The organism is Noviherbaspirillum agri (genome assembly GCF_054780595.1).
Map to the genome: position 1 here is coordinate 261,437 of NZ_BAAGWA010000003.1, position 12,354 is coordinate 273,790.

A 12,354-nucleotide genomic window follows, 5' to 3' on the forward strand; every position below is an offset into this window, starting at 1 on the left:
TCCAGTAAGCTTTACCGCATAGGCATCGCTACGCATCCGGCAAGGAGCTCGCATCGAGCTCTTTGTAGTGCCGGAAGATGCCTTCCTGATTGAAGGGCTGGCGCCGCGCGGAAGCAAGATAGGCGGCGATGCGCGGCCTGCTTGCCACGGTGTCGTGCAATGCGACCAGTCGCGGGCAATCCGCCTCCAGCCGCTTCATCGTGCGCGGAAATGCGTACCGCAGGCCGGCCATGACCTGGAACATCGACAGGTCTGCGTAGGTCAGGCTGTCACCCGCCAGGAAAGCATCACCATGCGGATTGCGGGCAAGCACACTCTCGAAATAGCCAAGGAACTTGGGCATCCGCGATTGCGTAAAATCCTCCGCGCGCCGCAAGGCTTCCGGCTTCTGGTCCTTGTAATACAGGCTGCTGGCAATCGGATGATGCGTGTCGTGCGCTTCGCTGACCAGGTCGGCAATCGTCAGCTGCAACTGATGCACCCAGAGGCGAGCCGCCTCGTCTTTCGGCACCAGGTTCAGCCGCGGCCCGAGGAACAGCAGGATGTTGGCGGTCTGCCCGATCAGCAGGTCGCCTGCGCGCAGGAAGGGCGGCGCGAACGGCGGGCATATCACCTCTTCTCCTTCCAGCAACGCCATCATCGCCGGCATGCCCATGCCACTGCGTTCCGAACGGCGCGCGATATCGACGTAGTCCGCCCCGCCTTCTTCCAGCGCCAGGCGCACGAATTCGCCGCGTCCTTGTATGCCGGGCCAGTAGTAGAGCTCGTAGCGCATGCGTCATCCCTCCTGTCAGTACGACAGGAAGCAGTTTGGCAGGGATAGGAAAGAAGGCAAGAACGCATTCCGCGTCCATTGCGGGCTCGCAAGCGAACCTTGACTGCAGGCAGTGCCGCGCTTGTTCGTCAGGCGCTCAGGCCGACCGCCGCACCGGCAAACTGGCGCACCAATTCCTCGGCGGCCATCGGCCGGCCCATCAAGTAGCCTTGCGCTACATCGCAGCCGGCTGCACGCAGGAAAGCTGCCTGCTCCTTGGTTTCGACGCCTTCGGCGACGACCTTCAGCTGCATCTTGTGCGCAATGGCGATGATCGCCTCGGTGATCGCCACATCGTCGAGGTCGTGCGGCACGCCTTTGACGAAGCCGCGGTCGATCTTCAGGCTGTCGAGCGGATATTGCTTGAGGCTCGCGAGCGACGAGTAGCCGGTACCGAAATCATCGATCGACAATGCCACGCCCATGTCGCGGATGCGGTCGAGCAGCATCACCGCATCCAGCGGGTTGTGCATGATGGTGCTTTCGGTGATTTCCAGTTCCAGCATCGCGGCCGGCAGCCCGCTTTCATCGAGCGCATTGCGGATCGTGTCGAGCAAGTCGCCGGAAGAGAACTGGCGTGCCGACAAGTTGACTGCGATGCGGCCGAAATGCCAGCCGGCGTCGAGCCAGGCGCGTCCCTGCCGGCAGGCTTCGCGCAACACCCATGCGCCGATCGGCACGATCAGGCCGTTCTGTTCCGCAAGCTCGATGAAGGTGCCGGGCAATACCAGGCCCAGTTCCGGGTGCCGCCAGCGGATCAGCGCCTCGACACCGGCGATGTCGCCGGTCGCGGTAGCGAACTGCGGCTGGTAATACAGCGTGAACTCGCGGCGCTCGAGCGCATGGCGCAGGCTGTTTTCGAGCAGCATCTGTTCCAGCGCCCGCGTATTCATGTCGCTGGTAAAGAACTGGAAGGTGTTGCGGCCGCGCAGCTTGGCGCGGTACATCGCGACATCCGCGTTCTTGAGCAAGGTCGCGGCATCGGTTCCGTCGTCGGGATAACAGGCGATGCCGACACTGGCGGTGACGTACATTTCCTGCCCGTCGATCAGGAAGGGCTCGGACATGCTGGCGATCAGGCGCTCGGCAAGACTGCCCGCCGCGCCCGAACCGGGCGGATCCTCGATGAGCACCGTGAATTCGTCACCGCCGGGCCGCGCCACGATCGCGTCTTCGCTCAGGTGCACGCGCATCCTCGCAGCAGCATCCATCAGCAGCTGGTCGCCGGCGAGGTGGCCGAGAGTGTCGTTAACAGTCTTGAAGCGGTCGAGGTCGACGAACAGCAGGGCGAGATGCCTTCCGTCGCCATGCGCGCGTGCAATTTCTGCGGCAAACCGGTTCATCATGCCGGTGCGGTTCATCATGCCGGTCAGGCTGTCGTGGTTGGCGAGGAACTGCAGGCGCGTTTCGTCTTCCTTGCGCCGCGTGTTGTCGGTGAAGACGCCGACATAGCTGGTAATGTTCTTGGCGTCGTCCCGTACGGTCGAGATCGACAGCCAGGAAGGATACCATTCGCCGTTCTTGCGGCGGTCGACCATTTCGCCTTGCCAGTAACCGTCGCGCGCCAGCTGTTCCAGCATGACCTGATTCACCTGCGCGCCATGGCCGGTCATCATGCGCGACAGCTTGCCGGTGGCTTCCGAGGCCTTGTAGCCGGTGATCCGCGTAAAGGCGGGATTGACCGCTTCGATACGGCATTGCGCATCGGTAATCACGATACCTTCGCTGGCCGACTCGAACACGCGATTGGCCAGGCGCGAGCGGCGCTCGAATTCGACCTGCTGCGTCACGTCCTTCGCCACACCCATGATGGCCGGATGCCCTTCATAATCGCAGACGCTGCCGTGCACCTCGATCCAGATGCGGCTGCCGTCGCGCCGGGTCGCGCGGTAGGTATAGCGCACGCTGCTGATTTCTCCCGACAGCCGGCGGCGATGGTTTTCCTGCAGCACCGGCAAGTCCTCGGGAGCCGTCAAGTCGGAAACCGGCAGGCCCACCACCTCGTCGGGACTGTCGTAGCCAAGCATCTCGGCGCCCTTGGGGTTGATGTAAGCAATGCGGCCGTCCTGCACGACGTACAAGGCCACCAGCGTCTGCTCGACGAAAGTGCGGAATTTGCGTTCGGAATTGCGCAGAGCGAGACCGGCCTGCTGCCGGGGCGCGGAAATGGCCAGCCATACCAGGGCGCCCAGGCAAAACGCGAGCAGCGCAACCAGCCAGGTCGGCAGTTGCGGCGCGGCGAGCGTAACGCCGACCACCGCCAGGCCCACAACGGTGCGGGACCAGCGGCTGGACAGTTTGGCCATGCGCTTCAAGCTAGACAATGGCTCCATGTTGGTAATGGCGTAATAAGCCCTGCCGGGCATTGCAAATCAGATCCTTCTGGCGCTGTGCCAGGTGGAAGGTGAACAACATGTATTCCCGGTTCTCTATATGGATGTCCTTTGCGCCATAGTAACCAGCATGTTATCGCTGAGCAACTTGCCTGCTTTGTTTTTAATGTTGCACAGCAATATCACCATCTTCACGGGAAGGGATTGTGAAGGGCTGTTGCGATATTCCCTTGCGGCCGATCGGGACTCGTTCCAGCTTGGCACACTCTTGCTGCATCGCAAAAAAGCCATGCAACGATGCGCTGTCGTTCGGCCTGTGCCGGGCGCATAATCAGCCTTCCGGGCGTTGGAGCCGGTATGGAGCCCGCTTGGAATCCATGGTGAACGGAACAAGTCCGGACACACTGCAAGTTCCTACACTGGCCCGCGTGCCGCACCAAGAAATCGGAGAGCGAGGATGGTCACCGCAACATTCCGTTTCTATGAGGAGCTGAACGATTTCCTGCCGCCGGAGCGGCGCAAGCAGGATTTTGCTGCGCGCTGCGCACGCCAGGCAACGACCAAGCACATGATCGAGGCGCTCGGGGTTCCCCACACCGAGGTTGAGCTGATCCTCGTCAACGGAGAATCGGTCGACTTCGAGCGCATCTTGCAGGACGGCGACCGTGTTGCCGTCTACCCGAAATGCGAAGCGCTCGATATCACGCCGCTGCTGCGGGTGCGCGAGCAGCCACTGCGGCGCTTGCGCTTCGTGGCCGATGCCCATATGGGCGGGCTGGCGCGGGTGTTGCGCATGGCCGGCTTTGATACGCTGTACGACAACAATTTCCATGACGACGAAATCGTCCGGCTGTCGGTGGAGGAAGAGCGCACCATCCTCACGCGCGACCGCGAACTGCTGAAGCGGCGCGAGATCACACATGGCTGTTACCTGCATGCGCTGAAGCCGTCCGAGCAGTTTCGCGAGATATTTGATCGACTCGACCTCGCGGGCAGCGCCCGCCCGTTCAGCTTATGCCTGGACTGCAACTTGCCGCTTCGGGGCATTGCCAGGGAGGAGGTCCGAGACCAGGTCCCGGAAGGAATTTTCGAGCGCTACGCGCGCTTCATGACCTGCGACCACTGCCACCGGGTGTTCTGGGAAGGCTCCCACTGGCAGCGCATGCAGAACCTGCTCGCCGGCCTGCTGCAAGCAGACTGCGTCAAATAGACAAGGACCGTATACTGAGGGCCATGAATCCTAGTTCTCCTCCTGCAAGAAACGTTTTCGGCGAACCGCTGGTTCCCTGCTCCTTCGACCCGCTGACCGGGTTCTTCCGCGACGGCTGCTGCAAGACCAATGTGGACGATGTCGGCACGCATGTCGTGTGTGCCGTGATGACGGAAGAATTCCTGGAGTTCAGCCGCAGCCGTGGCAATGACCTCAGCACCCCGGTGACCGAATGGGGCTTCCGCGGCCTCAAGCCGGGCGACCAATGGTGTTTGTGCGCGCTCCGGTGGATCGAGGCATACCAGGCCGGCGCCGCGCCGCAGGTTGTGCTCGAAAGCACGAACTACAACGCACTGGACCATATTCCTCTGGAAGTGTTGCGCCAGTTCGATCATTCCAACCCGCCCCCTGATTTCTAGTCGAGGAAAGCATGCCAGCCTGTCCCGAATGTACCGCCCTGTTCAAGGCACCCGCCGGTACCTCGCCGCATGCCAACCTGCTGCTGCATTCCCAGGCAGGCATCAACTATGGCGGGACTGCCAGTGGCCATGTCGAGTACTACGTCTGCCATGCCTGCGGGTCAAAATGGGAACGCACCGTGGCCCGCAGCGAACCGGACGCGGTGTGGCAACACACGAGCCGGGAACTGGGCTGAAGGTGTTGCAGGAAATCCACGGCCAACCCAGGACAACAAGACCTTTTGCAGCGAAATTGCCATAGTGCAATAATTACTCGCAAACATACATCAAAGCAGCATCATTACAAGCGTCTGACAACATGCCGGCCGCACCGCACGCTGGCGAGGATCCCACGTGCGCTCCGAGGCTGCAGACCGGGGACAACCAACATGAACAAGAATGCCTCTAGCGCCGCATCCGCAACGGGAGCCGGCACCAACCACGGGCAACACAACGATGCGCAGTGCGTGGCGGAAGACGCCTTGCGCGCCAGCGTAGCCCACGCCCAAGGCATTATCGAGACCATCGAAGACCCCTATTACGAGGTCGACCTGCGCGGCAATCTGGTGCAGTGCAATAGCGCATTTGCCCGTCTGCTCGGCTATGAGATGAGCGAGATGCAGGGCATGAACAACCGCGACCTGCAGACACCGGACGTAGCCGCCCATGTATTCCAGACCTTCAATGAGGTCTACCGGACCGGCAAGCCGGCAAGACGAATCGACTGGGTCATGATCCGCAAGGATGGCAGTACCGTGGTCGGCGAGGGTTCGGTGCAACTGGTGCGCGATCTCAATGGCGAACCGAGCGGTTTTCGCGGCATCCTGCGCGACGTGACCGAACGCCGCCAGATGGAGGCGGCGCTGCGCGCGAGCGAAGAGAAATACCGCAGCATTCTCGAAACGATCGAGGATGCCTATTACGAAGTCGACCTGAAAGGCAATGTGGTGATGTGCAACGGCGCGTTCTGCCGCCTGCTCGGCTACACCGCAGAGGAACTGGCCGGCAAGAACAACCGGGATTTCCAGACGGCGGAAGCCTCCAACAGCGTATTCAAGACCTTCAGCGAAGTGTTCCGCACTGGCACACCGGTACACAGCTTCGACTGGGCAATGGTGCGCAAGGACGGCACTACGGTACTGGGCGAAGGCTCGGTGCAACTGGTGCGCAACCTCGACAACAAGCCGGTCGGTTTCCGCGGCATTCTGCGCGATGTGACGGAGCGGCGCAAGGTGGAACAGGCGCTGCGCGAAAGTGAGGAGAAATACCGCAGCATCCTGGAGACGATCGAAGACGCGTACTACGAGGTGAATCTGCACGGCGACATCGTGATGTGCAACGGCGCACTGTGCCGCATGCTCGGCTATTCGGCTGAAGAAATCATCGGCAAGAGCAGCCAGGCATTCCAGCCTCCGGAAGTCGCGGACACTATCTTCAGCATCTTTAACACCGTGTACCGGACCGGCGTGCCGGCCAACAGCTTCGACTGGCCAATGGTGCGCAAGGACGGCAGCCGTCGCTTCTGCGAAGGCTCTGTGCAATTGGTGCGCAATATGAAGGGCGAGCCGGCCGGCTTTCGCGGCATCCTCCGCGATGTGACGGCGCGCCGCAAGATGGAACAGGCGCTGCGCGAGAGCGAAGCGCGCTTCCGCGCATTGACCCACCTGTCCTCCGACTGGTACTGGGAACAGGATACGGAGTTCCGTTATACCCGCATGGAGGGCCGCCACGAGAAGGCAAGTTCGATCCAGAACTCCTTCGTCGGCAAACGACCGTGGGAAACCGAACTCACCATCGATATCGACGGCGGCTGGCACGTCCATCGCGAGCATCTGACGGCGCATGCGCCATTCCGCGATGTGGTGATGCACCGCGAGCTGACGGACGGGCGGCCGTATTACATCAGCGTCAGCGGTGAACCGGTGTTCGACTGCGAGGGCCACTTCACCGGATATCGCGGCGTATCGCGCGAAATCACCGACCAGAAGGTCGCCGAAGAACGCATCCAGCATCTGGCCACGCACGACGGTCTGACCGGCCTGCCGAACCGCGTGATGTTCAGCCATCTGCTGACCACGGCGATCCCGATGGCGCAACGCCGCCAGCAGGGCTTTGCGGTGCTGTTCATCGACCTCGACCGCTTCAAGTTCATCAACGATACGCTCGGCCATGAAGCCGGCGACAAGCTGTTGAAGGAAGTGACTGCGCGCTTCAAGAAAACGCTGCGCGCCAGCGACGTCATTGCCCGCCTTGGCGGCGACGAATTCGTGGTGCTGATCCAAGACCTGAAGGATGCGAAGCAGGCGGCCACCGTGGCACGCAAGATCCTGTCGGCGGCGATCAAGCCGGTCATGCTGATGGGCCGCGAATGCCGCGTCACGGCCAGCGTCGGCATCGCCGTCTATCCGCAGGATGGCGAGGACGAGCAGTCGCTGATGAAGAATGCCGACATCGCGATGTATTTCGCGAAGGAAGAGGGCAAGAATAATTTCCAGTTCTATTCGAAGGACATCAAGTCGCAGTCGCTGGAGCGCCTCGTGCTGGAGAACAACCTGCGGCACGCGATGGAGAATGACGAACTCACGCTGCACTACCAGGCCAAGCGCGACCTCGTCACCGGCAGTATCACCGGCGTCGAAGCGCTGCTGCGCTGGGACAATCCGGAACTGGGTTCCGTACCGCCAAGCCAGTTTATCCCGATTGCCGAGGAAACCGGCATGATCATCCCGATCGGCAAGTGGGTGCTGCGGACCGCCTGCCTGCAGAACGTGGCATGGCAGCGCATGGGCCTGCCGCCGATCTGTATGGCGGTCAACCTGTCGGTGCGCCAGTTTGGCGACGAACACCTTCTGGACGACATCAAGGCCATCCTCGCCGAGACCGGCATGGCGCCGCAACTGCTGGAACTGGAGATCACGGAAGGCATGGTGATCCACAATCCGGCACATGCGCTCAAGCTGCTCGCCGCGATCAAGGACATGGGCGTGCGGCTGGCAATCGACGACTTCGGCACCGGCTATTCCTCGCTCGGCCAGTTGAAGAACTTCCCGATCGACACGCTGAAAGTGGACCGCTCCTTCATTCGCGACATCGCGACCAATTCGGAAGACAAGGCAATTACCGAGGCGATCATTGCGATGGGCAAGACCCTGAGCCTGACCGTGGTGGCGGAAGGCGTGGAAACCATGGAGCAGGAGGCTTTCCTGCGCGAACACGCCTGCGATGAGATGCAGGGCTACTACTTCAGCAAGCCCTTGCCGTCAGGCGAGCTGGCAGCGCTGCTGGGGAAACACGGAAAGCCGACGGAAAAAACCGCCTCTTGATTTACCGGATTCAACAACCGCCCGCATTCGTTCAGCGTTCGTCCGGCGCGGTCAGAACGCCTTGTCGCAGGCGCCCTCGCTCGGCCTTTATCCGGTTTTATCCGGCCTTATCCGGTTGGCGAGGGGCAGGTTTTATTCCACGTAATACCCTGCCGCAGCGCACGGCACCAAATGACACCAAGGCTGTCTTAAAAGTGTTTCCTCTTGAAGCGCTACATGGCGCTCCGGTAAGGCATGAAGATCGCCCAGGTGTCACCGCTTTTCGAAAGCGTTCCGCCCAAAGCCTATGGTGGCACTGAACGTGTCGTTTCCTACCTGACAGAAGAACTTGTGCGCCAAGGCCATGAAGTCACCCTGTTTGCCTCGGGCGACTCGATGACTTCGGCCAGGCTCGTGTCACCGATCCCGCGCAGCGTCCGGCCCACGGGCGTGCACCATTCGTGGCTCGCGTATCACCTGATTCAGATGGAGCAGGTGGTCGAGCTGGCGCCTTCTTTCGACATCATCCACTTCCATACGGATTACCTGCACTTTCCCGTCCTCAAAAGAATTGCGACGCCGCATGTCACCACGTTGCACGGGCGACTTGACCTGCTGGAGCGCGAGCCGCTGTACCGCCGGTTTACCGACATTCCGTTCATTTCGATCTCGGACAATCAACGCATGCCGGTGGCATGGATAGACTGGCGTGCAACGGTTTACCACGGCCTTCCTGCGGAGCTGTATCCGTTCCACGCGCAAAGCCAGGACCACTTCGTTTTCGTGGGCCGCCTTTCTCCCGAAAAACGCGTCGACCGTGCGATTGATATCGCGAAGAAATCCGGCACGCCCCTGTATATCGGCGCCAAACTGGATGAAGCGGACGAGCCTTATTTCAACGAATGCATCAAGCCGTTATTGCGGGATCCGCTGGTGCACTATGTCGGCGAGGCCAGCGAGCAAGAAAAGCGCGAATTGATGGGTAGCGCACGTGCGCTGCTGTTCCCGATCGACTGGCCCGAACCATTCGGGCTGGTCATGATCGAAGCCTTTTCCTGCGGCACCCCGGTGATCGCGTACGGACATGGCTCCGTACCGGAAATCATGGAAGACGGCGTCACCGGCTACGTCGTGAGCAATCAGGACGAAGCCGTGCGCGCTGCCAGGAACATCCACAACATCGACCGTAAAGGTTGCCGCGGCGCATTCGAGCGCCGCTTTACGGTGGAACGCATGACGGAAAACTACCTGCGCGCGTACCAGCAGATCCTGTCCGGATGAGGCAACGCGTATTCGCTTTACCGGGCGTAAAGGAGAACACGAATTGACCGGAGAAGCCCATGGTTGAAAAAGTCCAAGTCGGCGAGCAATGGTACATCCTCGCCACAGCATCACCGGCCGACGAGCGCCGGCGCGTACTCAAGCATGACAATACCTTCGCGATGTTCGACCGCTTCGGCGATATCCAGTCCATCGGGCTCGGCGAGGAAGGCATCTACCTCGGCGACACCTGCTTTTTGTCGCACCAGGAATTGCTGATCGATGGCATACGTCCGATGTATCTCAATTCCACCGTCAAGGACGACAACGGCCTGTTCATCATCGAGCTGATGAATCCCGACCTGCATCCCGAGGGCGGCAACCGTGTGCCGAAAGGGGAGATGCATATCTTCCGCGCCAAGCTCCTCTGGAACAACTCCTGCTACGAGCATGTGCGCGTGGTGAACTTCGGCCTCGATCCGGTCGAGACCACGCTGTCGATGGAATTCGATGCGGACTACAAGGACATTTTCGAAGTGCGCGGCTACGAGCGGAAAAAACGCGGCGAGTACATGCAGCCGCGGATCTCCGACAAGGAGCTGCTGCTCGGCTACAAAGGCGTGGATGACAAGATCCGCAAGACACGCATCACCTGCGATCCGCCACCGACGAAGATGGATGGCCGCCGCATCGACTACCGCATCACGCTGCCACCAAAGGGCGAGGCACATGTGTATGTGACGATCAGTTGCGAAGACGAAGAGCTGGCGACGCCGCGCCCAACCGATTACTTCGAAGCGTTTACGCAGGTGTCCCAGGCCACGGGCACGCGGCTGCAGAAACGCTGCAAGGTCAGCTCATCCGACCCGCTGTTCAACCGCTGGCTGGACCGCTCCACCGCCGATCTGGTGATGCTCACCACATCGCTGCCGGAAGGCGATTATCCGTTCGCCGGCCTGCCGTGGTATTCCACCACCTTCGGGCGCGACGGCATCCTGACCGCGCATGAGTATCTGTGGGTCGATCCGGAAATGGCCAAGGGCGTTCTCGCCTTCCTCGCGGCCACGCAAGCGACCGAGCAGGACCCGGAACGCGATGCGGAACCGGGCAAGATCCTGCATGAGGCGCGCCGTGGCGAACTGGCGGAACTGAATGAGATCCCGTTCCGCCGTTACTACGGCACGGTGGACGCCACACCGCTGTTCATCGGCCTGGCCGGTGCCTACCATGCGCGCACCGGCGACCTCGATTTCATCCGCAGCATCTGGGGCAATATCCGCAATGCGCTGTACTGGATCGACCACTACGGCGACCGCGACGGTGACGGTTTTGTCGAATACGCGCGCTACACCGAGAGCGGGCTGGCACAGCAGGGCTGGAAGGATTCGTACGACTCGGTGTTCCACCAGGACGGTCGCCTTGCCGACGCGCCGATTGCATTGTGCGAGGTGCAGGGTTACGTGTATGACGCAAAACTGCGTGCGGCAGAGCTGGCAAAACTGCTCGGCGAAGGCCGGATGGCACTGGAACTGGAAGACAGCGCGCTGCGCCTGAAGGAGCGCTTCAACGAGGCATTCTGGTGCGAGGAAATCGGCACCTATGCGCTTGCACTCGACGGCCACAAGGAGCAATGCAAGGTGGCCTCCTCCAATGCCGGTCACACGCTGTGGAGCGGCATCGCCACGCCGGAATATGCGGCCCGCATCGCGGAGCAATTGCTGAGCGAAGACTTCTTCTGCGGCTGGGGCATCCGCACCATCCCGGTCAAGGAAGCGCGCTACAACCCGATGGCGTACCACAACGGCTCTGTCTGGCCGCACGACAATGCGATCATCGCCGAAGGCATGGCGCGCTATGGCTTCACCGGCAAGGCAATGCAGGTCTTCAGCGCCTTGCGCGAAGCGAGCCTGTACATGGACCAGAACCGCATGCCGGAACTGTTCTGCGGCTTTGACAAGCGCCCCGATGAGGGGCCGACGCTGTATCCGGTCGCCTGCTCGCCGCAGGCCTGGGCCGCCGCCAGCGTGTTCTCGCTGCTGCAGGCCTGCCTGGGCCTGAGCTTCGATCCGCTGCGCTCCGAGGTCAGATTCCGCCATCCGCAGCTGCCGCCCTTCCTCGACCGGATCGAGATCCACGATCTGTCGATCAACGGTGCGACGCTCGACCTGATGCTGCAACGCTATCCGAACAATGTCGGCGTCAACGTCATCCGCAAGGAAGGCAAGGCGGAGGTGGTCGCGGTAGCGTAAAGGAACACGCTTGTCAAAGGCGTATCATCTACCGGTTTTTAAGTGACGCAGGGAGCCCGCCCAGGCCGGCGATGGTGCTCCAGTGGGCACCCTTGCTAACCATCCATGGATAAGCCGACTTGATGAACGATTTTGACCGCCTTGACCACTTTGGCCACTTGAAGAAGCAACTGCTGCAGTTCAGGGATGAGCGGAATTGGAAGCAGTTTCATTCGCTGAAAAACCTCATTATCTCGGTCAATCTGGAGTCAGCCGAATTGCTCGAGCTTACGCAGTGGAAAACTGATGATGAGCTCGCCGTGCTGAAATCAGACGGCACCTTCCAGGAATCGCTTCGTGACGAATGTGCGGATGTCCTGATGTACCTGATGCTGGTGGCGGAGGAAGGCGGATTTGATCTGGTGACGGCGGCAGAAGAAAAGATGAAGAAGAATGCTCTCCGCTATCCCGTCAGTCAGGCCTATGGCACCGCGACGAAATATGCGGAGCTCGACGCTGTATCGCGTAGTGATCACGAGCACGAATGATGATCAATCGTGTGAGGCAGAAAATACAGAAGAGCGCCTTCTTGAGCTGATAGTAAGCAACAAAAAATTCCTACAAGAATTGTCTTCGAATGTCGTTACTTGCACGAGAGAAATGTTCCTCCTCGCGTGAAATGATTCCTCAAAAAAACAATTGTCTCGCTGACTTATAAAGTCAAATGTTTGGCTTCCCAAGCCAACCTG

9 protein-coding genes are annotated in these 12,354 nt (G+C 60.7%); 7 read left to right on the forward strand and 2 right to left on the reverse strand.

The genetic code is table 11. From position 1 onward, the window contains the following. Window positions 1-28 precede the first annotated feature (28 nt). Window positions 29-775, reverse strand: a complete 747-nt coding sequence (locus ACYVIA_RS06745; RefSeq protein ID WP_460839183.1) for a glutathione S-transferase — start codon at window positions 773-775, stop codon at window positions 29-31. Between the two features lie 128 nt (window positions 776-903). Then, the gene (locus ACYVIA_RS06750; protein ID WP_460839184.1) at window positions 904-3,120 is read right to left on the reverse strand and encodes a putative bifunctional diguanylate cyclase/phosphodiesterase; all 2,217 of its coding nucleotides are present in this window, start codon (window positions 3,118-3,120) and stop codon (window positions 904-906) included. A gap of 484 nt (window positions 3,121-3,604) precedes the next feature. On the opposite strand from ACYVIA_RS06750, the gene ACYVIA_RS06755 reads away from it, so the two are divergent. The 7 genes from ACYVIA_RS06755 (at window position 3,605) to ACYVIA_RS06785 (ending at window position 12,153) form a co-directional block, all read left to right on the forward strand. Next, a complete protein-coding gene (locus ACYVIA_RS06755; RefSeq protein ID WP_460839186.1) occupies window positions 3,605-4,357 on the forward strand; it encodes a Mut7-C RNAse domain-containing protein in 753 nt (250 codons plus the stop codon). A 23-nt stretch (window positions 4,358-4,380) separates the two neighbouring features. Beyond that, a complete protein-coding gene (locus ACYVIA_RS06760; protein ID WP_460839188.1) occupies window positions 4,381-4,776 on the forward strand; it encodes a DUF2237 family protein in 396 nt (131 codons plus the stop codon). Between the two features lie 11 nt (window positions 4,777-4,787). Next, a complete protein-coding gene (locus tag ACYVIA_RS06765) occupies window positions 4,788-5,012 on the forward strand; it encodes a hypothetical protein (protein WP_460839189.1) in 225 nt (74 codons plus the stop codon). Window positions 5,013-5,204: 192 nt separating this feature from the next. Beyond that, entirely contained in the window at window positions 5,205-8,138 is a 2,934-nt protein-coding gene (locus ACYVIA_RS06770; RefSeq protein WP_460839190.1) for a PAS domain S-box protein, read from the forward strand. 234 nt (window positions 8,139-8,372) lie between these two features. After that, window positions 8,373-9,398, forward strand: coding sequence for a glycosyltransferase family 4 protein (locus tag ACYVIA_RS06775; protein ID WP_460839192.1), 1,026 nt, complete (start codon window positions 8,373-8,375; stop codon window positions 9,396-9,398). Between the two features lie 59 nt (window positions 9,399-9,457). After that, window positions 9,458-11,626, forward strand: a complete 2,169-nt coding sequence (locus ACYVIA_RS06780) for an amylo-alpha-1,6-glucosidase (protein WP_460839193.1) — start codon at window positions 9,458-9,460, stop codon at window positions 11,624-11,626. Window positions 11,627-11,748: 122 nt separating this feature from the next. Beyond that, the gene (locus ACYVIA_RS06785; RefSeq protein WP_460839195.1) at window positions 11,749-12,153 is read left to right on the forward strand and encodes a nucleotide pyrophosphohydrolase; all 405 of its coding nucleotides are present in this window, start codon (window positions 11,749-11,751) and stop codon (window positions 12,151-12,153) included. The last annotated feature ends 201 nt before the right edge of the window (window positions 12,154-12,354 follow it).

Coding starts and splice junctions, on each gene's coding strand:
- ACYVIA_RS06745 (WP_460839183.1), bottom strand. CDS start 775: ATGCGCTACGAGCTCTACTACTGGCCCGGCATACAAGGACGCGGCGAA.
- ACYVIA_RS06750 (WP_460839184.1), bottom strand. CDS start 3,120: ATGGCCAAACTGTCCAGCCGCTGGTCCCGCACCGTTGTGGGCCTGGCG.
- ACYVIA_RS06755 (WP_460839186.1), top strand. CDS start 3,605: ATGGTCACCGCAACATTCCGTTTCTATGAGGAGCTGAACGATTTCCTG.
- ACYVIA_RS06760 (WP_460839188.1), top strand. CDS start 4,381: ATGAATCCTAGTTCTCCTCCTGCAAGAAACGTTTTCGGCGAACCGCTG.
- ACYVIA_RS06765 (WP_460839189.1), top strand. CDS start 4,788: ATGCCAGCCTGTCCCGAATGTACCGCCCTGTTCAAGGCACCCGCCGGT.
- ACYVIA_RS06770 (WP_460839190.1), top strand. CDS start 5,205: ATGAACAAGAATGCCTCTAGCGCCGCATCCGCAACGGGAGCCGGCACC.
- ACYVIA_RS06775 (WP_460839192.1), top strand. CDS start 8,373: ATGAAGATCGCCCAGGTGTCACCGCTTTTCGAAAGCGTTCCGCCCAAA.
- ACYVIA_RS06780 (WP_460839193.1), top strand. CDS start 9,458: ATGGTTGAAAAAGTCCAAGTCGGCGAGCAATGGTACATCCTCGCCACA.
- ACYVIA_RS06785 (WP_460839195.1), top strand. CDS start 11,749: ATGAACGATTTTGACCGCCTTGACCACTTTGGCCACTTGAAGAAGCAA.